This is a genomic window from Burkholderia cepacia (assembly GCF_029962485.1).
Lineage (GTDB): Bacteria > Pseudomonadota > Gammaproteobacteria > Burkholderiales > Burkholderiaceae > Burkholderia.
The window spans coordinates 934,118-957,681 of record NZ_CP073637.1 but is presented as its reverse complement, the minus strand read 5'-3'; the positions used below and the strand labels follow the sequence as shown (position 1 = coordinate 957,681).

26 protein-coding genes and 1 tRNA gene are annotated in these 23,564 nt (G+C 65.9%); 16 read left to right on the top strand and 11 right to left on the bottom strand.

Translation table 11 applies throughout. The features are described 5' to 3' along the window. Window positions 1–95 precede the first annotated feature (95 nt). Window positions 96–437: a DMT family transporter gene (locus KEC55_RS04405; protein ID WP_282506906.1), complete on the top strand. Its 342-nt coding sequence runs from the start codon at window positions 96–98 to the stop codon at window positions 435–437. 108 nt (window positions 438–545) lie between these two features. Beyond that, complete coding sequence (locus KEC55_RS04400; protein ID WP_282506905.1) at window positions 546–1,172, top strand: LysE/ArgO family amino acid transporter; 627 nt, start codon at window positions 546–548, stop codon at window positions 1,170–1,172. Between the two features lie 3 nt (window positions 1,173–1,175). On the opposite strand, the gene KEC55_RS04395 is transcribed toward KEC55_RS04400, so the two are convergent. From KEC55_RS04395 to KEC55_RS04385, 3 genes are all read right to left on the bottom strand, one after another. Next, window positions 1,176–2,342 carry an enolase C-terminal domain-like protein gene (locus tag KEC55_RS04395; RefSeq protein ID WP_282506904.1) on the bottom strand — a complete coding sequence of 389 codons (1,167 nt, stop codon included), beginning with the start codon at window positions 2,340–2,342 and terminating at the stop codon, window positions 1,176–1,178. Between the two features lie 285 nt (window positions 2,343–2,627). Beyond that, window positions 2,628–2,972: a cupin domain-containing protein gene (locus KEC55_RS04390; protein ID WP_176049364.1), complete on the bottom strand. Its 345-nt coding sequence runs from the start codon at window positions 2,970–2,972 to the stop codon at window positions 2,628–2,630. A gap of 231 nt (window positions 2,973–3,203) precedes the next feature. After that, complete coding sequence (locus KEC55_RS04385) at window positions 3,204–4,280, bottom strand: Imm72 family immunity protein (protein ID WP_282506903.1); 1,077 nt, start codon at window positions 4,278–4,280, stop codon at window positions 3,204–3,206. Between the two features lie 122 nt (window positions 4,281–4,402). Here KEC55_RS04385 and KEC55_RS04380 point away from each other — a divergent pair. Then, a tRNA-Gly gene (locus KEC55_RS04380) sits at window positions 4,403–4,477 on the top strand. Window positions 4,478–4,716: 239 nt separating this feature from the next. Here the strand turns inward: KEC55_RS04380 and KEC55_RS04375 are convergent. From KEC55_RS04375 to KEC55_RS04355, 5 genes are all read right to left on the bottom strand, one after another. After that, entirely contained in the window at window positions 4,717–5,049 is a 333-nt protein-coding gene (locus KEC55_RS04375) for a hypothetical protein (RefSeq protein ID WP_282506902.1), read from the bottom strand. A 387-nt stretch (window positions 5,050–5,436) separates the two neighbouring features. After that, window positions 5,437–5,904, bottom strand: coding sequence for a nucleoside deaminase (locus tag KEC55_RS04370; RefSeq protein ID WP_282506901.1), 468 nt, complete (start codon window positions 5,902–5,904; stop codon window positions 5,437–5,439). Window positions 5,905–5,927: 23 nt separating this feature from the next. Further along, the gene (gene uraH / locus KEC55_RS04365) at window positions 5,928–6,263 is read right to left on the bottom strand and encodes a hydroxyisourate hydrolase (RefSeq protein ID WP_059235698.1); all 336 of its coding nucleotides are present in this window, start codon (window positions 6,261–6,263) and stop codon (window positions 5,928–5,930) included. Window positions 6,264–6,309: 46 nt separating this feature from the next. Continuing rightward, window positions 6,310–6,831, bottom strand: coding sequence for a hydroxyisourate hydrolase (gene uraH, locus KEC55_RS04360; protein ID WP_282506900.1), 522 nt, complete (start codon window positions 6,829–6,831; stop codon window positions 6,310–6,312). Window positions 6,832–6,833: 2 nt separating this feature from the next. Continuing rightward, a complete protein-coding gene (locus KEC55_RS04355; RefSeq protein ID WP_282506899.1) occupies window positions 6,834–8,174 on the bottom strand; it encodes an MFS transporter in 1,341 nt (446 codons plus the stop codon). A gap of 378 nt (window positions 8,175–8,552) precedes the next feature. Between KEC55_RS04355 and KEC55_RS04350 the strand changes: the two genes are divergently transcribed. The 3 genes from KEC55_RS04350 to trmB all read left to right on the top strand — a co-directional run bounded on the left by KEC55_RS04350 (window position 8,553) and on the right by trmB (window position 11,281). Continuing rightward, window positions 8,553–9,491, top strand: a complete 939-nt coding sequence (locus KEC55_RS04350) for a LysR substrate-binding domain-containing protein (RefSeq protein ID WP_282506898.1) — start codon at window positions 8,553–8,555, stop codon at window positions 9,489–9,491. Window positions 9,492–9,640: 149 nt separating this feature from the next. Beyond that, complete coding sequence (gene uraD, locus KEC55_RS04345; protein ID WP_176049374.1) at window positions 9,641–10,168, top strand: 2-oxo-4-hydroxy-4-carboxy-5-ureidoimidazoline decarboxylase; 528 nt, start codon at window positions 9,641–9,643, stop codon at window positions 10,166–10,168. Window positions 10,169–10,513: 345 nt separating this feature from the next. Further along, on the top strand, window positions 10,514–11,281 hold the full coding sequence (gene trmB, locus KEC55_RS04340; protein WP_282506897.1) for a tRNA (guanosine(46)-N7)-methyltransferase TrmB: 768 nt from the start codon (window positions 10,514–10,516) through the stop codon (window positions 11,279–11,281). 93 nt (window positions 11,282–11,374) lie between these two features. Here the strand turns inward: trmB and KEC55_RS04335 are convergent, their stop codons facing one another. The 3 genes from KEC55_RS04335 to KEC55_RS04325 all read right to left on the bottom strand — a co-directional run bounded on the left by KEC55_RS04335 (window position 11,375) and on the right by KEC55_RS04325 (window position 13,195). Continuing rightward, window positions 11,375–12,205 carry an undecaprenyl-diphosphate phosphatase gene (locus KEC55_RS04335; RefSeq protein WP_282506896.1) on the bottom strand — a complete coding sequence of 277 codons (831 nt, stop codon included), beginning with the start codon at window positions 12,203–12,205 and terminating at the stop codon, window positions 11,375–11,377. A 79-nt stretch (window positions 12,206–12,284) separates the two neighbouring features. Continuing rightward, window positions 12,285–12,866, bottom strand: coding sequence for a DUF1439 domain-containing protein (locus KEC55_RS04330; RefSeq protein WP_282506895.1), 582 nt, complete (start codon window positions 12,864–12,866; stop codon window positions 12,285–12,287). Then, window positions 12,863–13,195, bottom strand: coding sequence for a YkgJ family cysteine cluster protein (locus KEC55_RS04325; protein WP_282506894.1), 333 nt, complete (start codon window positions 13,193–13,195; stop codon window positions 12,863–12,865). The genes KEC55_RS04330 and KEC55_RS04325 overlap by 4 nt, the downstream gene beginning before the upstream one ends. A gap of 159 nt (window positions 13,196–13,354) precedes the next feature. Here KEC55_RS04325 and hemN point away from each other — a divergent pair, with 159 nt between their 5' ends. The 10 genes from hemN (at window position 13,355) to KEC55_RS04275 (ending at window position 23,373) form a co-directional block, all read left to right on the top strand. Then, window positions 13,355–14,746, top strand: coding sequence for an oxygen-independent coproporphyrinogen III oxidase (gene hemN, locus KEC55_RS04320; RefSeq protein WP_282506893.1), 1,392 nt, complete (start codon window positions 13,355–13,357; stop codon window positions 14,744–14,746). A 77-nt stretch (window positions 14,747–14,823) separates the two neighbouring features. Next, complete coding sequence (locus tag KEC55_RS04315; protein WP_034182921.1) at window positions 14,824–15,081, top strand: hypothetical protein; 258 nt, start codon at window positions 14,824–14,826, stop codon at window positions 15,079–15,081. A gap of 104 nt (window positions 15,082–15,185) precedes the next feature. Beyond that, complete coding sequence (locus KEC55_RS04310) at window positions 15,186–15,842, top strand: protein-L-isoaspartate O-methyltransferase family protein (RefSeq protein ID WP_282506892.1); 657 nt, start codon at window positions 15,186–15,188, stop codon at window positions 15,840–15,842. Between the two features lie 14 nt (window positions 15,843–15,856). Next, window positions 15,857–16,180: a rhodanese-like domain-containing protein gene (locus KEC55_RS04305; protein ID WP_282506891.1), complete on the top strand. Its 324-nt coding sequence runs from the start codon at window positions 15,857–15,859 to the stop codon at window positions 16,178–16,180. 366 nt (window positions 16,181–16,546) lie between these two features. Beyond that, window positions 16,547–17,854: an urea ABC transporter substrate-binding protein gene (urtA, locus tag KEC55_RS04300; RefSeq protein WP_282506890.1), complete on the top strand. Its 1,308-nt coding sequence runs from the start codon at window positions 16,547–16,549 to the stop codon at window positions 17,852–17,854. A 117-nt stretch (window positions 17,855–17,971) separates the two neighbouring features. Further along, complete coding sequence (urtB, locus tag KEC55_RS04295) at window positions 17,972–19,591, top strand: urea ABC transporter permease subunit UrtB (RefSeq protein ID WP_282506889.1); 1,620 nt, start codon at window positions 17,972–17,974, stop codon at window positions 19,589–19,591. 1 nt (window position 19,592) lies between these two features. After that, window positions 19,593–20,780 (top strand): urea ABC transporter permease subunit UrtC, encoded by a 1,188-nt coding sequence (gene urtC / locus KEC55_RS04290; protein ID WP_282506888.1) that lies wholly within the window; start codon window positions 19,593–19,595, stop codon window positions 20,778–20,780. Then, window positions 20,777–21,634, top strand: a complete 858-nt coding sequence (urtD, locus tag KEC55_RS04285) for an urea ABC transporter ATP-binding protein UrtD (RefSeq protein ID WP_282506887.1) — start codon at window positions 20,777–20,779, stop codon at window positions 21,632–21,634. The genes urtC and urtD overlap by 4 nt, the downstream gene beginning before the upstream one ends. Before the next feature lie 4 nt (window positions 21,635–21,638). After that, complete coding sequence (gene urtE, locus KEC55_RS04280) at window positions 21,639–22,331, top strand: urea ABC transporter ATP-binding subunit UrtE (protein WP_282506886.1); 693 nt, start codon at window positions 21,639–21,641, stop codon at window positions 22,329–22,331. Between the two features lie 166 nt (window positions 22,332–22,497). Continuing rightward, a complete protein-coding gene (locus KEC55_RS04275) occupies window positions 22,498–23,373 on the top strand; it encodes an urease accessory protein UreD (RefSeq protein WP_282506884.1) in 876 nt (291 codons plus the stop codon). Window positions 23,374–23,564 lie beyond the last annotated feature (191 nt).

Below are 23,564 nucleotides of genomic sequence, written 5' to 3'. Positions count from 1 at the left end.
CCCACCGCGCGTACTAAGCTCCTTTCACTGGGTACCGCTGACACCTCCACTTCTCCTCGCCGCTCGGTATAAGCGTCGGGGGAAGGAGGCCATCCGTGTCCCCGTTCCAGTCTGCCTGGCTTGTGCTGGGCGTCAGTGTTCTCGCCGAAGTGCTCGGCTCCGTCGGCCTGAAATTTTCGGCCGGTTTTTCCCGCCCGCTGCCGTCTGCGATCACGGTCGTCTGCTATGCGTTCGCCGTGTGGCTGATGGCGCTCGCGACGAAGCGCCTCGAAATGGGACTCGCGTACGCGAGCTGGGCCGCCGCCAGCACGGCGGCCACCGCCGTGATCGGCATCGTCTGCTTCGATGAATCGGTATCCTTACTGAAGCTCGGCGGCATCGCGCTGACCGTCTGCGCGCTCGTCGCGCTCAACCTCGGCGATGCGGCAACACGGTGACCGGCGCGCAGGTACCCGGCGGGGCATTGACAACGCCCCCCGGCACCCCTTAACGTTGCTCACATCGTAACCATCACCGGTTCAGCTTAAGAGGTTGTCGGCCCGCTCGTGCTCGACACCTCTGCCTTCATCGAAGGCCTGCTGCTTGGCGCCGGCCTGTTCACGTCGGTCGGCCCCAAGGACGCCTTCGTCATCAAGCGCTCGATCTCGAGCCCCCATCTGCTCTCCATTGCCCTCGTCTGCGCAGGTAGCGACGCGCTGCTGATCGCGCTCGGCGCGCAGGGGTTGTCGGCGCTGCTGTCGCGGCATCCCGGTGTGGTATCGGCCGCGCTGTGGGCCGGTATCGCCTATCTCGCCGGTTATGGCCTGCTCGCGTTGCGTTCGGCGATCGTCAGACGGCAGCCCGGGCAGGTCGACGGTTCGCGCGCCGGCAGCGAGCCCACGCGGGCACGCACGGTACTCGCGACCGCCGCCGTTTCGCTGCTCAATCCGTATGCGTGGATCGATACCGTGCTGCTGCTCGGCACCGCGATCGTGAGCCACACGCCGTCCGCACGCACGCCGTTTGCGATCGGCGCGATGACCGCTTCGCTCGCGTGGTTCCTGATGCTCGCCTATGGCGCACGCGCGTGCCGTGCGTGGTTCGCTCGCACGCTCGCATGGCGTGTGCTCGATGGCTTCGTTGCTGTGATGATGCTCGGCTTCGCGATTCGATTCGCGATCGACGCGCTTTAGCCGTCAACGGCCCGATACCGATACTGCGCGGAATACTTCGTGCGCGGTGGCATGCAGTTCGAAACCGATGCCCGGCGCCTGCGGCACGCGCGCGTATCCGGCGTCGACGGTTTCGCCATCGGCCAGCCCGCCGAACGGACGGAACGCGAACGGACTGACTTCCGCACCACCGAGACCGAGCGCCGCGACGACGTGCAGCGAGAACAGATGACCGCCATGCGGCCAGAACGCATCGCATCGCCAGCCGCGCGACACGAAGTGATCGACGATCTGCAGATAGCCCGGCAGTCCGTAGCAATGCACGGGATCGAATACGAGCACGTCGCGGTCGTTGCGCAGCCCGCCGTAACGGTCGAGCAGCTTTGCTTCGGCGAGCGAGAACAAGGCTTCGCCGGCCGCGATCGGTGATGCGTATCGTGTGGCGAGGTCTGCCTGGAGCGGCAGGTCGAGCGGATCGCACACGTCCTCGAACCACCAGAGGTCGAACGGTGCGAGCATCTCGGCGGCCGCGCCGACCGTCGTCGTGTCATACGTATTCATCGCGTCGACCGCGAGACGCGAACTGCCCGCAAGGTGCGCGGCGGCGACTTCGATGCGGCGTCGATCCTGGTCGAGATCCGCGCCGCCGATCTTGATCTTCGCGTGCGTGTAGCCGAGATCGACGATCCGGCGCATCTCGTCGGACAGACGCGCTAGATCGTCATGCGGATAGCGGTAGCCGCCGCCCGCGTACACACGGACGCGTGGTGCTGCCGTGCGTCCAAGCCGGTCGGCCAGAAAGCGATTGAGCGGCAGGTCGGCGATTTTCGCGGCGGCGTCCCAGATCGCCATGTCGAGCGTGCCGACTGCGACGCAGCGTTCGCCGTGTCCGCCGGGCTTTTCGCCGGCCATCATCGCGCGCCATGCGCGGAACGGGTCGAGGTTCGTGCCGGCTTCGTCGGCGAGCGTGTCGGCCGCGGCCAGCAGGCGCGGCGCGAACCGTTCGCGGATCAGGCCGCCCTGCGCGAAGCGACCGATCGATGCGTAGCCGTAGCCCGTCACCGGGTGGCCATCGCGCACGACGTCGGTCACGACTGCAACGACACTCGTCGTCAGGCCGCCGGATGGAATCGCCGGATCGGCATAGCGGGACACGGGAATCGCTTGCTCGTGGATCGCGGTGATGCGCATGGGCGGGGTTCCGGGAAAACGTTCGGTTTTCGCAGGCCATGCGCGCACGACGGCCGGCGCGACAGGCTGATCGCCGCATCATAGGCGCTTGCGCGATGTCTTGCCGGCACCCGGCGCGATCGCGCGGGGTGGTAAAGCCGGCCAAGCGTGCAACCACGCTCGGCGAGCCGTTTTTGAACCGGATCGGGTCTTATTGAGCCGGAATCCCCTGCTTGCCTCCGTGCTCCGTGAACCGGGCGGGTGTCGGGCGACCAAGACAAGCGTGGCTCGAATCTATCGGCCCGCTCAGGCGAAGACGAAGTACTTGCGCACCGTCTCCACTACTTCCCACGTCCCTTTCATGCCGGGTTCGATCACGAACACGTCGCCAGCTTTCAGGTGCACCGATTTCTCGCCTTCCGGCGTGATGATGCAGTAGCCATCGAGGAAGTGGCAGTACTCCCACTTCTCGTAGTTCACCTCGAACTTGCCCGGCGTGCAGATCCAGGTACCCATGATCTTGCTGCCGTCCTTGGAGAGGTACGCGTTGAGGTTCACGGTGTGCGGATCGCCGCCAATGCGTTTCCACTTGGTCGCATCAAGGACCGGCGTCGGGCAGGTTTCGCGAAGAACGGTGATGAAATCGGACATGTCGGCTCCAGACTAACGATCGTGTAAGAGGCTTGTCACGTTAGTTCGAAAGCGTTGTCGGGGCTTGCATGCTTCCGACACTGACTCGTCTAATTTCGACACTGGCTTGTGGGCAAGCACGCCGCCGGCGTGTTTCGCTCAGCGTTGGTGCTGCGGTGCCGCCTTACGTTACGATCAGACGCTTCATGACCAAGTCGCGAAGCGCCGTTACCCTCAGGGCTTAGCAGTTCTTCAATTGTCCGGTTGAGGATCACCATAATGCCAAATGACCATCCCCCACGCTGTGCGTTGCGGTCCCGGCATTGGCGCTCCGGCTTCGACATGAACCGAATCTTTCACGGCTGGGCTTTGCCAGTAACCGGTGCGCGGACAAGGCTCTCCGGGCGGAACCCGTAGCCTCGGTTGCGCGACAGGCGTGGGGAAGTAAGTTTCCTCCTCTGCCGGAATGCTGCCGTCCCGGTAACGCGTGTCTTCCCACAGCAGCCGCCAGCGCACCGCATGTTCGTCGTTGGACCCTTCCAACAAGTACTTGTGGGCAACACTGCCTTTGAGGAAATAGCTCGGACAGCCCACCTCTCCGGAAGGAAACCATGGCTCCCAGATCCCCTCGACAGGAATCTCCTGACCGCTGCAAACCTCGCCGCTTGCGGATTCGTTCTTCGGCGGACAGGGAGGAAGCGATGCGGGATAGGTGCGACCGGGTGGCCAATACCGCCAGGCCGGAAATAACGGATCCTGGAACAACGATTCATACGTCCAATGCTTGAACACACGTGTGCCGCCGTCGGCACGCTTGCCATAGGTAAGGTATTCGGAAAAATCGAGCCCGACCGTGCACTTGAGCGCGTAGCAGATCAATCTCTCGATCCACACCCCCTCCGCGAATCCGGTGGCATACACCGGATCCGAAAAGTTGGTGTCCTTCAGCCCCAGTGAATGAAAAAACGGATCGTATTTACGACCGATTTCAAGCGCACTCCGTCCAAACAACAGGTCGCCGCCTTGCTGGCTTCCTATAACCAGCGCGTCGTATGCTGCTCGTTTGTCAAGACCTCGGCGCAATGCATCGATGCCCAGATCCATGTGCACCAGTGCCCCCAAGAAATCATGTGTGTAGGCTTCCTCGAGCTCCACCTGATTTGGGCTCGGTGTGTCCAGTTGTTTTGCATACGCGCCGAGAAAGTCCCGATATAGTCCAACGGCGTATTCCAGGAACGTGAAACTCGTCCATTTCTTGAGCAGATAAAACGCCTTTGCTCGCGCATCCTGTTCCTGCTCGGGGGTCATGGTCAAAATAGTCAACATCATTGAACCTGTTCGTTCGTCGATTGTTTGCCATCATCGGCTAGCGCTCCGCTACGTAGCCATGCCAGTAGCCAGAATCCGACGCTTGCCATTCTCACCCAACCTCTTGTAGAATCAACGGCTCTGCGGGCGTCGTATAATGGCCATTACCTCAGCTTCCCAAGCTGATGACGTGGGTTCGATTCCCATCGCCCGCTCCAGTCCTTCCAAACCCTTGCCGCACATGGCCTGAAGGGTTCTCTGGCAGTCACTGCCCCTCTTCCAGCAATATCAGTTCTCGAATGTGTGCCACGGCGCATGTCCGTCGCTTACTCGTCGCAAGATCTCCCGATAGCTCTCCCACGACGTAAAGTCCGGCGCTCGCGCCATCCGCAACACACTTCCCGCCGCCCTCACCCAACCACATGCGAACGCCGGGTCGACGCACGCAACGCCCACCTCATACCGCCCGCATCATCACGATCAGGATAGGCAAGCACAGCAGGCCATGAAGCACGATCGCGCAATACGCCGGCATCGCGTTCGCTCCGGCATCGCGATTTGCATTCAGTAACGCACCGATCGCCCAGACGAGACCACCGAGCGAAACGATCCCGCACAGGACGATAACAGCCAGCGCGGTACCGATCGCGCCGAACCCCGACGCCCCGGCAAAGGCCTCTGGACTATTAAAGATCGAAATACCGACGATGCCGGCAATCCCGCACTCGGCGAGTGCGAGCGTCGCCGGGCCGCTACCGATCTTGCGACGCACGGAAGTTGTTTCGCTCATGGCTTTTCTCCCCAAAGGCCATTGGTCGTGGATCATGCCCACCTGCCATCTCTCACCATCGTTGCCACGGCAACCCCATGCGGAACATGACACGTCATGGCGGCCGTCATCGCTTCTTGTCGTTCTGGCCGCGAGCAATCGAAACGAAACGCGCGCCGTTCATTTTCATCAAGTTGCGCACGCGTCTCGCGCATCCGGTCATGCCGGTTGTGCGTCAGCGATTCTACTCAATCGCCCGGCAGCGGCCCATCGCCCGAACCACCACGAACCGCCCAAAGAAAAAAGGACACACCCTCCCTCATCAGGAAAGCATGTCCCAAAACCGGTGCCGGGGAGTGCGCCGTAAGCGCCAGCACCGATCAACCCTGCGTGGTGCGAGCCCGTCGCTCAGCTACCATGCACCGCTTGCCAGGCCTCATACAGGTCCTGCCCTTCATCGCGCGCACGGTGATAGACAAGCTTCATCTCGCGCTCTTCCAGCGGACGCGCGATCTCCACATACCCGCGCGCGGCCGACAAGTCGTACGGCTCGCCGTCCTCGTTCGAGTACGCGTAATACACCTCGCTGACGCCCGCCAGATACATCGCCGACAGGCACATCGAACACGGATACCCGCTCGCATACATCACCGAGCCGCTCAGGTCCGTGCTGCCGAGCGCCTTGCTCGCGGCACGCACGGCCTGCATCTCGGCATGCGCGCTCGGATCGCACGTCGCCTCCACTTCATTGACCGAACGCGCGAGCACCTTGCCGTCGCGGACGAGCACGGCGCCGAACGGCCAGGTCTTGCGCTCCCGTACGTTCTCCATCGCGAGGCGGATCGAGTCGACGAGGTAGGTATCGGTTTGAGACATAGCACTTCTCCATTCAGGTGAGATCAACTGCCGCGGTACGTCGAGAACGACCACGGCGAGCAGAGCAGCGGCACGTGATAGTGCTGTGCCGGATCGAATACGGTGAAGCGAACCGGCACGACGTCGGACAGCGCACTCGCGTCCTTGAAATGCGCACCGATCGAGAAGCGCAGTTCGAACTGCCCGGCGCGCGCTGCTTCGCTGCGCAGCATCGGCGCGTCGGTTCGCCCGTCGGCGTTGCTGACCGTGCGGTTCAGCAATCTGGGCGGCGTGACGCCGAGGTCATAGAGTTCGATCGGTACGCCGCCGATCGGCTTGCCGGTCGTCAGGTCGAGAACATGGGTGCTGATGCCAGCCATTCGCTTGCTCCAATTCTGGTCGAGGAATCCGGAAAGAACCTGCCGCTCAGCTGCCGCGGTAGTACGTGTAGTTCCACGGCCCGAACTGCACGGGCAGGTGCAGCCGTTCCGATGCATCGGTGACGCGGAAGCGGATCGGCACCTGCGACAGGAACGACGGCGACGGCAGCCGCGCACCCTTCATCCGGAAGTAATCGTCGACCTGCATCAGCAGTTCGTAGTCGCCTGCGACGTAGGTGTCGCCGATCAGCAGCGGCTCGTCGGTTCGCCCGTTCCGGTTGATGACCGCCTTGCGGATCGGCACGGCCTCGCCTTTCTCGATCCGCGAAAACTCGACGTGCATGCCGGCCGCAGGCGCACCGTGATAGGTATCGAGCAGGTGAATGGTCAGGCGCGGGCTCGCGCCATGCTGCGAGATCGGATCGGCCGCCTGCGCGGGCTTCAGCGCATCGCCCTGCGCCGCCGACGGCGTCGCGGCCGGTGCGCGGCCAGCCAGCAGCATGCCGCCGGCCGCAGCCATCGACGCCATCACGAATTGCCGGCGCTCACGCTTGAAGAGTTCGCTCATGATCAGGATTCCTTCGACTTGTGTGCATGCACGATGCCGGTCACGACCAGCACGGCCGCCATCAGCTCGATCGCGGCGACGAGGTAAAGGCCCGGCGCGAGGCTGCCGGTCGCGCTCTTGACGAGCCCGAGCACATACGGCGCACCGAAGCCGGCCAGGTTCGACACCGAATTGATCAGCGCGACGCCGATCGCAGCGGCGCTGCCGGCCAGATACAGGTTCGGCAACTGCCAGAACACGGGAATCGCGCTCATCGTGCCGGCCAGCGCCACGATCATCGCTGCGATCGTGAACGCGGGTGCCACGCCCGGCATCCCGAGCAGCACGGCCATCACCGCCATCGCCAGCGCACCGCAGCCGGCCGGGATCGCGAAGTGCCAGCGCACTTCCTTGTTCCGGTCGGAACGCGCACCGTTCAGGATCATCCCGGCAGCGCCGAACACGTACGCGAGTGCGGCGATCCAGCCGATCACCACCGTCGCGCCGAAGCCCGAGTCGCGGATGATCGTCGGAATCCAGAACGTCAGCGCGGAGTTCGCGCACAACAGGCAGAAGAAGATCGCGATCAGCAGCCATACCTTCGGATTGCGGAACAGCGTGCGCCAGTCGTGGCCGCGCTCGCCGAGCTCGCGCTTGTCCGCGTCCAGCACGTTGCGCACGACCTGCTGCTCGGCAACGGACAGCCACGTCGCCTGCTCCGGCCGATCGGTCATGTAGAAGTACGCAACGATCCCAGCCAGCACCGACGGGATGCCCTCGATGACGAACAGCCATTGCCAGCCGTGGAAGCCGTGCGAACCGTCGAGCGACGTCATGATGCTGCCGGCGAGCGGGCCGCCGAGCACGCCGGCGATCGCCGACGCCGACATGAACGTGCCGAACGCCTTCGCGCGCCGCGAACTCGGATACCAGTAGGTCAGGTACAGGATGATGCCGGGATAGAAGCCGGCTTCGAACGCGCCGAGCAGGAAGCGCAGCAGATAGAACTGCGTCGGCGTCTTCACGAACGACTGCATGATGCAGATGATCCCCCAGCCGATCGTGATGCGCATGATGGTCTTCTTCGCGCCGATCTTCTGCAGCAGCGCGTTCGACGGTACTTCGAAGAAGAAGTAGCCCAGAAAGAAGATGCCGGCGCCGAGCCCGTAGACGGCCTCGCTGAACTTGAGCGTATCGAGCATCTGCAGCTTCGCGAAACCGATGTTCACGCGGTCCAGCCACGCGAGCACCCACAGGGCGCAGAGAAACGGCAGAAGACGCCACGACACCTTGCGATAGACGCGCTCTTCAAGCGTCGGCTCGACCGACGAATAGACTGACGAATGCTGCTCCGTGACAGACACAGGTGTCTCCTGTAATGACTCGGCCGTCCTGGGCCGACGACGCGACCGCCCGTCTCGCCGCCGCACTGCGCGGCGATCCGGTCGGGCCTCGGCGGCTTGCAAGGCCGTGATCTTGTTGTGAAGCCCGACCATATCGCAGGGCTCCGGCAGCAGACAGGTTCGGGTTGTTATAGGCCCCATAGCAAACCGCGCTGCAGGCCGCCCCGTACCGCTTCGCGGGGTGTCGCCCGTCAAGCGTGGCGGCCGTTTCAGCGGCATCGACGCCGGTCTCGCCCGTCTCCCGATTGCCGGGCAGGCGCGCCGTGACGTACCTCGAACCGTTGACGCCGTTCGGCACTCGACGGCAAAGTGGAGCCGGTCAACGAACCCGAAATCACCATGCGCAACGACGATCCGCTCGACACCTACCTGCTTCGCGTGCTGTGTACGCTGGTCGAGGAACGCAGCGTGTCGCGCACGGCGATCCGGCTGAACCAGTCGCAGCCCGCGCTCAGCAGCGCGCTGAAACGCCTGCGCAAGCTGTTCGACGATCCGCTGCTCACGCGCGAAAAGAACGAGATGGTGCCGACCGAGCGCGCATTGCAGCTCACGCAGGACGCGCGCGTCGCGCTCAATGCACTCGACAAGATGTTCAGCGCCGACGACGCATTCGATCCGCAGCGCTCCGACCGCACGTTCACGATCGCGATGCCCGACTACCTCGCGCCGCCGTTCTTCGCGGACCTGGCGCGGCGGTTCCGCCAGCACGCGCCGAATTCGAAGCTCGTCACGCTGCCGATGGGCGCCGAATACGACTACGAGAAGGCGCTGGCCGAAGGACAGGTCGACGTCGTGATCGGCAACTGGCCGACGCCGCCCGAGCATCTGCACATGAACGTGCTGCTCGAGGACGAAGTCGTGTGCCTGATGTCGAAGGACAATCCGCTCGCGAAGCCCGGCAGGTTGACCGCGGAAAGCTATATCGATGCGTCGCACCTGGTGCCGCTGCCCTACTCGAGCTCGCAGCGCGGTGTCGTGGAGAGTTCACTCGCGACGTTGCGCCTGAGCCGCGGCCGGCAGATGTCCTGCCCGTACTTCAGTCTCGCGCCGTACCTCGTCAGCGAATCCGACCTGATCCTGACGACCGCGCGGCATTTCGCGGCCTACTACGCACGCCGCCTGCCGCTGCTGATCCGCCCGGCGCCATTCAACTTTCCGCTGATGCGCTTCTATGTGCTTTGGCATCCGAACAAGCATCGCTCGAAGGCGCATGCATGGCTGCGCGGACTGTTGTCGGACAGCGGCGAGCGGCTGACGTCGATTGCCGGCGCCGCATGAAGTGCGCGCCGATGCGGGCCCGGAACCGCCGACGTGCGGGGCCAATGCCCCGACTGGTATACGGCCAATAGGACTTGCCCACTTCTGGTCGCACCGGTGCGATTCCTATACTCGGAACCTCCATTCCCGCTCGAAGGTTCCTACAGACGATGTCCTCGACTTCACTCGACACCACCAAGCTCGCCGCGATCAACGCGATGGCGAAGGATCAGTTCGTTCAAGCCCTCGGCGACATCTTCGAGCACTCGCCGGACGTCGCCGAAGACGCGTGGGCCGCGCGCCCGTTCGCTTCGGTCGACGCGCTGCACGACGCGATGATGGCCAGCATCCGCGCGCGCGGCATCGATGCGAAAAAGGCGTTCTTCGATCGCCATCCCGAACTGTCGGCACAGGCCGTGCGCGGCGGCGGGCTGACGCACGCATCGGTCAGCGAACAGACGAGCGCCGGCCTCGACGCACTGACCGACGACGAGGAAATCCGCCTGCAGCGGATGAACCGCGCGTATCGCGAGCAGCACGGCTTCCCGTTCATCATCTGCGTGCGCCATTACACGAAGGCCGGCATCTTCTTCGAACTGGAAAGCCGCGTGTCGCGCGAGACCGCATTCGAACTCGATTACGCGCTGAACCAGATCAAGGCGATCACGCGCCGCAGGCTCGACCAGCGCGTCGCGTGACGCGCAACGAATCCGTTCGCTGAAACGAGGGCCGAAGCGGCATGCGCTTCGGCCCTTTTTCCATATGGCCCCAACCCGAAGCATGTCGACGCCGGGCCAGCAGCAGCGCGGCCACCGCCCGCGCAACCTTGCCAGTCGGATCAAACCAGTCCATAATCCGGCTCTTTCCGGTTGGCTGAACGGGAAATCCTTAAGGATCAACGGCTTGACGGCGTATCGCCGCTCCCGTCGCCACGTTCCGCAACCGCGCGCCAGCCGCCTCGTCGAAGGCGGCTTTTTTGTACCGCGCTGGCGCGTCCCGCGCGCCCGATGCCCTCGCCCGCAACCGAGCCTTTCTCAGTACCGATGATGCACGACGATCCGAACGAAGCCGGCCTGACGCCGCACGACGACGCCATTCCCGACGAAGCCGCCGAAGGCGCCGGCGCAGTCAACCCGCTGCACCACCGCCGCATCCGCAGCTTCGTGACCCGCGCCGGCCGCGTGTCGACCGGCCAGCGCCGCGCGCTTGACGACCTCGGCCCTCGCTTCGTCGTCCCGTATGCACCGGCACTGCTCGACTGGGATGCCGTGTTCGGCCGCAGCGCGCCGCGCATCCTCGAGATCGGTTTCGGCATGGGCGCGTCGACCGCGGAAATCGCCACGCACCGCCCGGGCGACGACTTCCTCGGCGTCGAAGTGCACGAGCCGGGCGTCGGCGCGTTGCTGAAGCTGATCGGCGAGCAGGACCTGCCGAACATCCGCATCATCCAGCACGACGCGGTCGAAGTGCTCGAGCACATGCTCGCGCCGGAAAGCCTCGACGGCGTGCACATCTTCTTCCCCGATCCGTGGCACAAGGCGCGCCATCACAAGCGCCGGTTGATCCAGCCGCCGCTCGTCGCGCATCTCGCGTCGCGCCTGAAGCCGGGCGCATACATCCACTGCGCGACCGACTGGCAGAACTACGCGGAACAGATGCTGGAAGTGCTCGGCGCGGAGCCGACGCTCGAGAACACGGCCGCCGACTACGCACCGCGCCCCGACTACCGCCCGGTGACGAAGTTCGAACGGCGCGGGCTGCGGCTCGGCCACGGCGTGTGGGACCTGGTGTTCCGCAAGCGCGCAGGCTGAACGACTCGCCCCTGCCCCGAAAGGAAAAAGGCCCGACCGGCATCTGCCGATCGGGCCTTTTTTATCGGTGGCGCACCGGCCGCCGTCTCGGCATCACGCCCAGTTAAGCCAGCCGCTGTAACCGACCAGCAGCACGAACAGCCCGAACGCGATCCGGTACCACGCGAACACCGTGAAATCGTGCGTCGCGACGTAGCGCAGCAGCCAGCGCACGCACACGAACGCGCTGACGAACGCCGCGACGAGCCCGAGCGCGAACAGGCCGAGCGAATCGACGGTGAACGCCTGCCAGTCCTTCACGGTTTCATAGAGCGTCGCGCCGAAGATGATCGGGATCGCGAGAAAGAACGAGAATTCGGTGGCGACACGCCGGTCGAGGCCGAACAGCATCCCGCCGATGATCGTCGAGCCCGAGCGCGACATGCCGGGCACCAGCGCGAAGCACTGCGCGAGGCCGACCTTCAACGCATCGAGCGGCGTCAGCGCATCGACCGACATCACGCGCGGCGGCTCGCTGCGTTCGCGTTGCCGCGCCTCGGCCCACAGGATGATCGCACCGCCCACGACAAGCGCGAACGCGACGGGCACCGGCGAGAACAGCACGGCCTTGATCTTCTTCTCGAACAGGAGGCCCAGCGCGATCGCGGGAATCGTCGCGATCACGACGTTCAACGTGAAGCGCCGCGCGTCGGGCCGGCTCGGCAGCCCGGACACGATGGACGCGATCCGTTGCCGGTATTCCCAGCAGACCGCGAGAATCGCGCCGAACTGGATCACGACGTCGAAGGTTTTCGCGTGCGAATCGTTGAAATTCAGGAAGCTGCCCGCGACGATCAGGTGACCGGTGCTCGACACCGGCAGGAATTCCGTCAGCCCCTCGACGACGCCGAGGATCAATGCCTTGCAGATCAGGATCCAGTCCATCCGTGGCCCAACTCCGAAATGGTCGAAAGAAAGGGCCACTCTTCCACGCGCGGCCCGCCCGGCCGCGCGCGGTCCGTCGTCACTTCTCGACGATCGCCACGCGTATGCCGTTTGTAAGAATCGTAATTGTACCGGGTTCGTAGTTCACCCCGGCAAATTGCAGCTGTTCGGGCTTGAACGTGTAGATCGGATAGTTGGTCAGCAACTGCGTCGCGAGCAGGCCGGCGGCCGCGCCGACCTGCTGCGCATACATCTGCGCGTCGCCGTCGAGCACGAGGCTGTCGACGGCCGGCGCCCTCAGCACGACCGAGCGGCTCGGCGCGTCGTACGCAAGCTGGCCCGACACGGTGAACTTGCCGCTGACGGGCGCGCGCAGGAACGGGCTCGCGAAATGCGCATCGAGCTGCACGGCGACGCGGTTCTGGTCAGGCAGCAGGTTGACGGCCGGGTTCGCGAGCGACACATCGACGACCTGCGCGACCGTCTTCTGGTACGGGAACTTGCGCCCGACGGCCTTCTGCACGTCGCCGCGCGAGAACGTGTAGTGATCGGGGATGAACGGGAACGTCGACGCGCAGGCAGCGAGCGAGATGCACACGCCGACGGCGCCGATGGATGCGGCAAGGAAACGGCGCCGGCCGGGCGCGCGAGGTGCGGTCATGCTGAACTCTCTCCTGTATGCGACGACGGCTGCGTCGCGGCCTCGAGGCGCGTGAGCCACGCGAGCGCGTCGTCGCGCGACGCGCCGCACATGTCGGCGGACGGCTGCAGCCCGGAACAGCACGCGGGGCGCTCGGGCCGGCCGAAGATCATGCAGCGCAGGTCGTCGCCGAGCTGCACGCAGCGCACGCCGGCCGGCTTGCCGCCGGGCATGCCCGGAATCGGGCTGGAAATCGACGGCGCGATGCAGCACGCACCGCAGCCCTCGCGGCATGCATGCGGCGGCGGGACGTCGGCGGGCGCCGGGCGGACAGGCAATTCGACGGACACTCGGCTCTCTCGACAAACAACAAAAACGGTGCGGCAACCGGACGCGGCGTCCGGCAGCCCCACCCCGCATTGTGCCATCGCCGGCTGCGACGTTATTACACAATGCAGCCGAATCGCGCGTTTATATACTCGAAAGCATCTAAAAAGCGCGAGACCGTCATGAGTTCTGGTTCTGCCGACACAATGTTCCGTCCCGATTTGCTCGCGAAATACGGCGCGAACGGGCCGCGCTATACGTCATATCCCACCGCACTGCAGTTCCGCGACGATTTCGACCCAGCCGATTACGTGCGCGCAGCCAGCGACCCCGGTGCGTCGTCGAGCGACCTGTCGCTGTACTTCCACATCCCGTTCTGCAACACCGCGTGCTTCTACTGCGGCTGCAACAAGATCGCGACCAACAACCACCGCCGCGCCCGCCCGTATCTCGACCAGCTCAAGCGCGAGATGGCGCTGCAGGCCGCGCTGTTCGATCCGTCCCGCCCCGTCACGCAACTGCACTGGGGCGGCGGCACGCCGACCTTCCTGTCCGACGACGAAACGGCCGAGCTGATGGCGGCCACCCGCGAGCACTTCGCGCTCGCGCCGGACGCCGACGCCGAGTTCTCGATCGAGATCGATCCGCGCACGGTCACGCCCGCGACACTCGTGCACCTGCGCACGATCGGCTTCAACCGGCTGAGCCTCGGCGTGCAGGATTTCGATCCGGCCGTCCAGCAGGCGATCAACCGCATCCAGCCGCTCGCGATGACGGCCGACCTGCTCTCCGCCGCGCGCACGACGGGCTTTCATTCGGTGAGCGTCGACCTGATCTACGGGCTGCCGCACCAGACCGTCGCCGTGTTCGCGCGCACGCTCGAGACGATCATCGAGCTCGCGCCCGATCGCCTGTCGGTGTTCGGCTACGCGCACATGCCGCACCTGTTCAAGATGCAGCGGCAGATCGACGATGCGACGCTGCCGCCGCCCGAAACGCGCATCGCGCTGCTCGGCCTCGCGATCGACATGCTGACGTCCGCCGGCTACGTGTACATCGGGATGGACCACTTCGCGCGGCCGTCCGACGAGCTCGTGCGCGCGCAGCGCAACGGCACGCTGCAGCGCAATTTCCAGGGTTACAGCACGCGCGCGGATACCGATCTCGTCGGCTTCGGCGTGTCGTCGATCGGCAAGGTCGGCGACGTCTACGCGCAGAACGCGAAGGATCTGCCGGCCTATGGCGCCGCCCTCGACGCGGGCCGGCTGCCGATCGCGCGTGGCGTGCGGCTCACGCCCGACGACCGGCTGCGCCGCGACGTGATCACGCAACTGATGTGCAACCTCGACCTGCCGTTCTCGCACGTCGAGGCCGCGCACGGCATCCGCTTCGCCGATCATTTCGCGCGCGAGCTCGACGCGCTGCGCCCGTTCGAGCGCGACGGGCTGCTGACGATCGCGCGCGACCGCCTGACGATCCATCCGGCCGGCCGCATGGTCGTACGCAACATCGCGATGGCATTCGACGCGTATCTCGGGCAGACGCAGCAGCAGCGCTATTCGCGCACGGTCTAGGGCCGATCGGGCCAAGGCCGCGCGCAGGCGGCCGGTTTGATACAGTGTGGGGCTTACGTTCCGCCAGAACCCGCACGATGCGCACCACCAAAGCGACCTACGCGGTCGAACGCCTGAAGACCCGCTCCGGCAACCCGCAATTCGCGGCCGTCGCGATGGCGGGCGGCCTGTTCTATCTCGTCGACCGTTCGGGCGGCACCGCCGAGAAGCGCTGCGAGCCGCTGCCGCTCGACGAGTTCGTCAAGTTCGTCGACGAATTCGGCCCCAAAAAGCCGCGCAAGGCGAGCAAGCTTGACCTCGCATTCGAGGCGCAGATCAAGAAGAGCAAAGGGTAAAGGTCTGTTGCAGGCCGCCTGAAGGCTTCGCGGCCGCCCCGTTTGGTACAATCACGAAGTTTCTCTATCCCCGCTGATGGCCGACCAGGCTGCGTGACCACACCATGAATATCGAAAACGCGCGTTTCAACATGATCGAACAGCAGATCCGGCCGTGGGACGTGCTGGATCTGGACGTCCTGGGCCTGCTGTCGATCGTCAAGCGTGAAAACTACGTTCCGGCCGCATACCGCGATCTCGCGTTCGCCGACCTCGAACTGCCGCTGCCCGGCGGCAACAGCAAGATGCTGTTCCCGCGCGTCGAAGCGCGCGTGCTGCAGGAGCTGACGGTCAAGAAGCACGAGAACGTGCTCATCATCGGCGCCGGCTCGGGCTACCTCGCCGCACTGTTCGCGCACCGTGCACAGCACGTGACGGCCGTGGAGATCGACCCGACCAACGCGAAATTCGCGGAAGACAACCTGCGCAACGACGGCGTGACCAACGCGGAAGTCGTCCTCGGCGACGGTTCGCGCGGCTGGGCCGGCAAGGCGCCGTACGACGTGATCTGCGTCGCGGGCGGCCTGCCCGTCGTGCCGCAGGAAATGCTCGAGCAGTTGAAGGTCGGCGGCCGCCTGTCGGCATTCGTCGGCGGCCGTCCGGTGATGAAGGCGCAGATCATCACGCGCATCGACGACAAGCAGTACCGCGTCGCCGACGTGTTCGAAACGTACATCGACCACCTCGTCAACGCGATCGAGCCGTCGCGCTTCAAGTTCTGAGCAGCGGAGCCTCCATGCAGATCCTGACGCCCGCGATGCTCGCGGAATGGCTCGGCGATCCGACGCGCCCGGCACCGGTCGTGCTCGACGTGCGTGAGCCGTGGGAAATCGCGACCGCACAGATCGCCGGCAGCGTGTCGATCCCGATGCAGCAGATTCCCGCGCGCAGCGAAGAGCTCGACGACGAAACGGAAATCGTCTGCGTGTGCCATCACGGAATGCGCAGCGCACAGGTCGCGATGTTCCTCGAATCGCGCGGCTTCACGAAGCTGTACAACCTGCAAGGCGGGATCGACGCGTGGTCGCGCGACGTCGATCCGTCCGTGCCGCGTTACTGACCTGTCCGGCGGCGCATCGCGCGCCGCCCCGCCGCCCGGCACACTGCCGCCGGCCGCACTGATCCGCCGAACGGGCACGCATCGCGTGCCCGTTTCTCTTTTCCGCCCCGCTCCGTCTCGTTCCGCACGCCGCCGATGACGCGCAACGGCGCCGCGCCCCCGCGCCGTGCACCATTTGCGCCCGCGCGCCTGCACCGCAACGGACCGCGGATGCTGCACGACGCATCATCCGCACCACCCCGACGCCCCGGAACGCCCCGCACAGGCACGCCCGGCGCGCATCCGCGCGACTGGCACATGCCTTGCGTTACACGATGGCAGGCGCCGCCACGGCGCACGCGCATCCAACACGACAAGGGGATCCCGATGAAACGTCGCAGTCTGTTGAAGTTCGGTTCGATGGCCGGCGCGCTCGCGCTGGCGGGCAAGAGCCCGTTCGCGCACGCGGCCGATGCGGGCACCGGCCCGATCAAGGTCGGCATCCTGCATTCGCTGTCGGGCACGATGGCGATCTCGGAGACGTCGCTGAAGGACACCGCGCTGATGACGATCGCCGACATCAACAAGAGCGGCGGCGTGATGGGCCGCAAGCTCAAGCCCGTGGTGGTCGATCCCGCGTCGAACTGGCCGCTGTTCGCCGAGAAGGCGCGCCAGCTGCTCACGCAGGACAAGGTTGCGTGCGTGTTCGGCTGCTGGACGTCGGTGTCGCGCAAGTCCGTGCTGCCGGTGTTCGAGGAGCTGAACGGGCTGCTCTACTACCCGGTGCAGTATGAGGGCGAGGAAATGTCGCGCAACGTGTTCTACACGGGCGCCGCGCCGAACCAGCAGGCGATTCCGGCCGTCGAGTACCTGATGGGCGCGGAAGGCGGCGGCGCAAAGCGCTTCTTCCTGCTCGGCACCGACTACGTGTATCCGCGCACGACCAACAAGATCCTGCGCGCGTTCCTGAAATCGAAGGGCGTGAAGGATGCCGATATTCAGGAGGTCTACACGCCGTTCGGCCACAGCGATTACCAGACCATCGTCGCGAACATCAAGAATTTCTCGCAAGGCGGCAAGACGACCGTGATCTCAACGATCAACGGCGACTCGAACGTGCCGTTCTACAAGGAACTCGGCAACCAGGGGATCAAGGCGACCGACGTGCCGGTCGTCGCGTTCTCGGTCGGCGAGGAAGAACTGCGCGGGATCGACACGAAGCCGCTCGTCGGCCACCTCGCCGCGTGGAACTACTTCATGTCGGTGAAGAACCCGACCAACACGAAGTTCAAGGACCAGTTCGCCGCGTGGGTGAAGGCGAACAACCTGCCGGGCGGCGCGAAGCGCGTGACCAACGACCCGATGGAAGCGACCTACGTGGGCATCCATATGTGGAAGCAGGCCGTCGAGAAGGCGAAGAGCACCGACGTCGACAAGGTGCGCGTCGCGATGATCGGCCAAACCGTCGCCGCGCCGTCGGGTTTCACGCTCGCGATGGACGGCAACCACCACCTGCACAAGCCGGTGATGATCGGCGAGATCCGCGGCGACGGGCAGTTCAACGTCGTGTGGAAAACGAAGACCGCGGTGCGCGCGCAGCCGTGGAGCCCGTTCATTGCCGGCAACCAGGGCAAGCCGGACATCGTCACGTCGATCCCGGCATTCCTGCGCCGGCAGCGCACGGCGCTGGCTTGACGCGATGCAGGGGCGCGCGCACCGGCGCGATGCCCCGCCCGCACGCATGCATGCACCGATGCGCCGGTCGGCACATCGGTGCATGAATCCGCCTCCCTACGCCGACAGGATCTCCCGATGCTTACACGCTTTCGCCGCGCCGCCGTCGCGATCGTCGCGTGCGCCGCCCTCGCGGGCATGCTGCCGCACGCCGCATTCGCGCTGACGGCGGCCGATACCGCCGCGCTCGCCGGCGACGACTTCGACGCGAAGACGTCCGCGATCGAGCGCCTCGCCGCCGACGCCGATCCGCGCGCCGTCGCGGTGCTCAATGCACTGTCGAGCGGCGACGCGCTCGCGACCGGCGACGGCCGCCTGCTGATCCAGACCGGCGACACCGCACACGATGCGCTCACGCAGGCCGCGACGCCGGCCGGCGATGCGCAGCCCGTGATGCTGAACAACCTGCTGCGCACGAAGATCGCGGGCGCGCTGTCGGGCCTTGCGCTCGCGTCACCCGATGTCGCCGCGCGACGCGACGCGATCGATGCGCTGCTGAAGTCGCCCGACCCCGCGCTCAAGCCGATGATCGACCGCGCCCGCGCGAAGGAAACCGACCCCGCGTTGAAGCGCCGCCTCGACGCACTGTGGGCGATCGCCGCGCTGCACGATGCCGATCCGGCGAAGCGCCTCGAAGCCGTGCAGGTGGTGGCCGCGCGCCGCGACCTCGACATGATCGAACAGCTGCGCCCGCTCGTCGCGAAGAATGCCGACGGCAGCTACGCGGAACCCGACGCGCGTGTGCGCGACGCCGCGCAGCAAGGGCTCGACGCACTGCACACGCTGCAGCGCCGCGGCGAGATCGTCGGCACCTTGTTTGCGGGCCTGTCGCTCGGCAGCGTGCTGCTGCTCGCCGCGCTCGGCCTCGCGATCACCTACGGGCTGATCGGCGTGATCAACATGGCGCACGGCGAATTCCTGATGATCGGTGCGTACGCAACCTATGTCGTGCAGACGCTGATCCAGCGTTACGCGCCCGGCGCATTCGACTGGTATCCGCTCGTCGCCGTGCCCGTGTCGTTCGTCACGGCCGCACTCGTCGGCATCGTGCTCGAACGTCTCGTGCTGCGGCACCTGTACGGCCGCCCGCTCGAAACGCTGCTGGCGACGTTCGGCGTGAGCCTGATCCTGATCCAGGCGACGCGCATGCTGTTCGGCGCGCAGAACGTACAGGTCGTGAATCCGTCGTGGATGAGCGGCGGCGTGACGGTGATGCAGAACCTGATCCTGCCGTACAACCGGCTCGCGATCCTCGCGTTCGCGCTCGCGGTGGTCTTCGTCGCCTGGGCTGTACTGACGAAGACGCGGCTCGGCCTGTTCGTGCGCGCGGTCACGCAGAACCGCCGGATGGCCGCATGCGTCGGCGTGAAGACCGCCCGCGTCGACGCGTATGCGTTCGCGTTCGGCGCGGGCATCGCTGGCCTCGGCGGCTGCGCGTTGTCGCAGATCGGCAACGTGGGCCCCGACCTCGGCCAGAACTACATCATCGATTCGTTCATGGCGGTTGTGCTCGGCGGTGTCGGGCAGATCGCCGGCACCGTGCTCGGCGGCTTCGGGCTCGGCCTCGCGAGCAAGGCGATCGAGCCGTTCTGGGGCGCCGTGCTCGCGAAGATCGCGGTACTCGTGATGATCGTGCTGTTCATCCAGAAACGCCCGCAGGGCATGTTCGCCCCGAAGGGCCGCAGCGCGGAGGCTTGACGTGACTTCATTCACCGATTCGCTGTCGAACCCGGTCGCCGACTCACCCAAGCCCGCTGCCGCCGCCCGCGCGGCCGACGGCTTCGCGCTCGGCCTGCCGCCGCGCCCGGCGCTGCTGTCGCGCCGCGCATGGCTCGCGCTCGTCGCGCTGTGCATCGCGATCGGCATCGGCGTGCCGCTCGCCGCGCTCGTCGCGCCCGAGGCGAGCGCGTTCCATCTGTCCGCATACGCGATGACGCTCGCCGGCAAACTGATGTGCTACGCGATCGCCGCGCTCGCGCTCGATCTCGTGTGGGGCTACTGCGGAATCCTGAGCCTCGGCCATGGCCTCTTCTTCGCGCTCGGCGGCTATGCGATCGGCATGTACCTGATGCGCGAGATCGGCCGCGACGGCAAGTACGGCAGCGACCTGCCCGACTTCATGGTGTTTCTCGACTGGCACCAGTTGCCGTGGTACTGGAGCGGCACGCAGCACCTCGCGTGGGCGCTCGCGCTCGTCGTGCTCGTGCCGGCCGTGCTCGCCTGGGTGTTCGGCTTCTTCACGTTCCGTTCCCGCGTGAAGGGCGTATACCTGTCGATCATCACGCAGGCGCTGACGTTCGCCGCGATGCTGCTGTTCTATCGCAACGAGACGGGCTTCGGCGGCAACAACGGCTTCACCGACTTCAAGCGCATCGCGGGTTTCGCAATCACGTCGCCCGGCACGCGCACGGTGCTGTTGCTGCTGACGTTCGCCACACTCGTGCTGTCGTTCATCGCCGCGCGCGCGATCGTCACGAGCAAGCTCGGGCGCGTCGTCACCGCGGTGCGCGACGGCGAGACGCGGCTGATGTTCCTCGGCTACAGCCCGCTCGCGTACAAGCTGTTCGTGTGGACCGTGTCGGCCGTGCTGTGCGGCATCGCCGGGGCGTTGTACGTGCCGCAGGTCGGCATCATCAATCCCGGCGAGATGTCGCCCGGCAACTCGATCGAAATGGCGATCTGGGTCGCGGTGGGCGGACGCGGCACACTGATCGGGCCGATCGTCGGCGCATTCGCGGTGAACGGCGCGAAGAGCTTCTTTACCGCTTACTTCGCCGAATACTGGCTGTTCTTCCTCGGCCTGATCTTCGTGCTCGTGCCGCTGCTGCTGCCGCGCGGGATCATGGGCCTCGTCGAAACCTTGATCGCGAAAGGGAAACGCGCATGAACGGAACGGCCCTGTACCAGTTCACGCCGCCGCCCGAAGACGAACTGCTCGCCGTCAGCGGCACCGCGTCGATGGGGCGCGTCGTGCCGCAAGGCATCGACACGTCGCACGGCACGATCCTCTACCTCGAGGATATCGAGGTGAGCTTCGACGGCTTTCGTGCGCTGAAGAAGCTGTCACTCGCGATCGACGCGGGCGAGCTGCGCTGCGTGATCGGCCCGAACGGCGCGGGCAAGACGACGATGATGGATGTCGTCACCGGCAAGACACGACCCGACGCCGGCAGCGTATTTCTCGGCCAGACGCTCGACCTCTCGCGGATGAGCGAGCCCGAGATCGCACGCGCGGGCATCGGCCGCAAGTTCCAGAAGCCGACCGTGTTCGAACAGCATCCGGTGTGGGAAAACCTCGAACTCGCGATGCAGACCGACAAGGGCTGGCTCGCATCGCTGCGCGCGCGGCTCGACCGCTCGGCGCAGGCGAAGATCGAGGAAACACTTGCGTTGATCGGCCTCGAAAGTCACGCATACCGTGCGGCCGGCGAACTGTCGCACGGGCAGAAGCAGCGGCTCGAGATCGGCATGCTGCTGATGCAGCGCCCCGCCCTGCTGCTGCTCGACGAGCCGGCGGCCGGGATGACCGACCACGAGACGATGGAACTTGCCGAACTGCTGAACACGCTGCGCGGCACCTGCTCGATGATGGTCGTCGAGCACGACATGGAATTCGTCGCGGCGCTCGCGGGCGACACGGGCCGCGTGACGGTGATGGCCGAAGGCGCGGTGCTCGCGCAGGGCACGCTCGACCAGGTCAAGCGCGACGACGCGGTGATCGAGTCTTATCTCGGACGATGATGCGATGCTGAAGATCGAAGCACTGAACCAGTACTACGGCGGCAGCCATATCCTGCGCAACGTAAACCTCGGCGCCGACGACGGCAAGCTCACCGTGCTGCTCGGCCGCAACGGCGTCGGCAAGAGCACGTTGCTGCGCTGCCTGATGGGTGTCGTCGCCGCGAAAAGCGGCAGCGTGTCGTGGCGCGGCGCCGCGCTCGGTGCGCTGCCGCCGTATGCGCGCGTCGCGACGGGGCTCGCGTACGTACCGCAGGGTCGCGACATCTTTCCGCGGCTGACCGTCGAGGAAAACCTGCTCGTCGGTGCGGCGAGCCGCAAGGCGCCGTCGAAAGTGCCCGACCGCATCTACGACCTGTTCCCGGTGCTGAAGGACATGCGCGCACGGCGCGGCGGCGACCTGTCGGGCGGCCAGCAGCAACAACTCGCGATCGGCCGCGCGCTGATGAGCGAGCCGCAGTTGCTGATCCTCGACGAGCCGACCGAAGGCATCCAGCCGTCGATCATTCAGGACATCGGCCGCACGCTGCGCCAGCTCGTCGACGAATCGAGGATGACCGTGCTGCTCGTCGAACAGTATTACGACTTCGCGCAATCGATCGCGGACAGCTACTGGGTGATGAGCCGCGGCGAGATCGTCGCGGGCGGCGACGCGCGCGACATGGAGACGAACGGCGTACGCGAGTTGATCGCGGTGTGACGCGCGGCACGGCGGTAGGCACGGCGGTAGGCACCGCAACGGGTACCGGCGGCCGGTTCGCGACGCGCCCGCACGCGGCGCTTCCAACGAACGCGGCATCTGCATTATTGTTCCGGTAGCATCCACGTTCTTCGCGCCCGTTTCCCTCGTTTCCCGTTCGCCGCCGATGTCCGCCCCCGATTCGCACGCCCCGCTGTCCCGCCCCGCCGTCGCCAAGTCGTGGCGCGGCCGCCTCGAACTCGGCTTCGAGCGGCACGGCGCGCGCACGACGCTCGTGCACCGGCTGCATGACGGCCCGCTGCGGGTGCAGCGGCCGCTGTATCCGGAGGGCGACGCGATCTGCCATGCGGTGATCGTCCATCCGCCGGGCGGCGTCGCGGGCGGCGACCGGCTCGACATCGACATCGCGCTCGGCGACGGCACGCATGCGGTTTTGACGACGCCCGGCGCGACCAAGTGGTACAAGTCGAACGGCCTCGACGCGACGCAGCGCATCGGCATCACGGTCGGCCGTGATGCGAAGCTCGACTGGCTGCCGCAGAACAACCTGTTCTTCGACGCATCGCATGCGTCGCTCGATTTCACGGTGACGCTCGGCGCGGGCGCGAGCGCGATCGGCTGGGACGCGACGCAGCTCGGCCGGCAGGCGGCAGGCGAAACCTGGTCGGCAGGACGCATCGCGTCGACTTCGGCGCTCGTCGATGCCGACGGCCGGCCGCTTTGGACCGAACGCGCGCTGCTCGACGCACACGATCCGCTGCGCGGCGCGCTGCAGGGCCTCGCCGGCTTTCCCGCATACGGCACGCTGTGGGCCGTCGGCGCCGCGTGCGACGCCGCGCTGGCCGAATCGCTCGCAACGCGGATGCCGTTCGACGACACGCTGCGCGCGGGCGCGACCTGCGTGACACCGGGCGTCGTGCTCGTGCGCGCGCTGTCGACATCGATGGAGGCGCTGCAGCGCCACTTCACCGACTGCTGGCTGCATCTGCGTCCGATCGTGCACGGCGTCGACGCACGGCCGCTGCGCCTCTGGCAAACCTGAGCGCGTTCGCACCGCGCACCGTTTCGGCGCAGCGCCGCATCAAACGCTGCACGTTACCCATGCACGGCGCACCACGAACGCGCATCGCGCACCATGCAACAGGCATGGCACGCGCCTTGCTCCTTACATAAGCGATACGCGACGCACGCAAAACAGCGCGGTGCTACGATGACCCGCGCGTTCGCCCGGTT

Bases quoted from the DNA above. Each gene is read 5' to 3' on its own strand.
- KEC55_RS04395 (WP_282506904.1), bottom strand. From the start codon at position 2,342: ATGCGCATCACCGCGATCCACGAGCAAGCGATTCCCGTGTCCCGCTAT.
- KEC55_RS04390 (WP_176049364.1), bottom strand. From the start codon at position 2,972: ATGTCCGATTTCATCACCGTTCTTCGCGAAACCTGCCCGACGCCGGTC.
- KEC55_RS04385 (WP_282506903.1), bottom strand. From the start codon at position 4,280: ATGATGTTGACTATTTTGACCATGACCCCCGAGCAGGAACAGGATGCG.
- KEC55_RS04375 (WP_282506902.1), bottom strand. From the start codon at position 5,049: ATGAGCGAAACAACTTCCGTGCGTCGCAAGATCGGTAGCGGCCCGGCG.
- KEC55_RS04370 (WP_282506901.1), bottom strand. From the start codon at position 5,904: ATGTCTCAAACCGATACCTACCTCGTCGACTCGATCCGCCTCGCGATG.
- uraH (WP_059235698.1), bottom strand. From the start codon at position 6,263: ATGGCTGGCATCAGCACCCATGTTCTCGACCTGACGACCGGCAAGCCG.
- uraH (WP_282506900.1), bottom strand. From the start codon at position 6,831: ATGAGCGAACTCTTCAAGCGTGAGCGCCGGCAATTCGTGATGGCGTCG.
- KEC55_RS04350 (WP_282506898.1), top strand. From the start codon at position 8,553: ATGCGCAACGACGATCCGCTCGACACCTACCTGCTTCGCGTGCTGTGT.
- uraD (WP_176049374.1), top strand. From the start codon at position 9,641: ATGTCCTCGACTTCACTCGACACCACCAAGCTCGCCGCGATCAACGCG.
- trmB (WP_282506897.1), top strand. From the start codon at position 10,514: ATGATGCACGACGATCCGAACGAAGCCGGCCTGACGCCGCACGACGAC.
- KEC55_RS04335 (WP_282506896.1), bottom strand. From the start codon at position 12,205: ATGGACTGGATCCTGATCTGCAAGGCATTGATCCTCGGCGTCGTCGAG.
- KEC55_RS04330 (WP_282506895.1), bottom strand. From the start codon at position 12,866: ATGACCGCACCTCGCGCGCCCGGCCGGCGCCGTTTCCTTGCCGCATCC.
- hemN (WP_282506893.1), top strand. From the start codon at position 13,355: ATGAGTTCTGGTTCTGCCGACACAATGTTCCGTCCCGATTTGCTCGCG.
- KEC55_RS04315 (WP_034182921.1), top strand. From the start codon at position 14,824: ATGCGCACCACCAAAGCGACCTACGCGGTCGAACGCCTGAAGACCCGC.
- KEC55_RS04310 (WP_282506892.1), top strand. From the start codon at position 15,186: ATGAATATCGAAAACGCGCGTTTCAACATGATCGAACAGCAGATCCGG.
- KEC55_RS04305 (WP_282506891.1), top strand. From the start codon at position 15,857: ATGCAGATCCTGACGCCCGCGATGCTCGCGGAATGGCTCGGCGATCCG.
- urtA (WP_282506890.1), top strand. From the start codon at position 16,547: ATGAAACGTCGCAGTCTGTTGAAGTTCGGTTCGATGGCCGGCGCGCTC.
- urtB (WP_282506889.1), top strand. From the start codon at position 17,972: ATGCTTACACGCTTTCGCCGCGCCGCCGTCGCGATCGTCGCGTGCGCC.
- urtD (WP_282506887.1), top strand. From the start codon at position 20,777: ATGAACGGAACGGCCCTGTACCAGTTCACGCCGCCGCCCGAAGACGAA.
- urtE (WP_282506886.1), top strand. From the start codon at position 21,639: ATGCTGAAGATCGAAGCACTGAACCAGTACTACGGCGGCAGCCATATC.
- KEC55_RS04275 (WP_282506884.1), top strand. From the start codon at position 22,498: ATGTCCGCCCCCGATTCGCACGCCCCGCTGTCCCGCCCCGCCGTCGCC.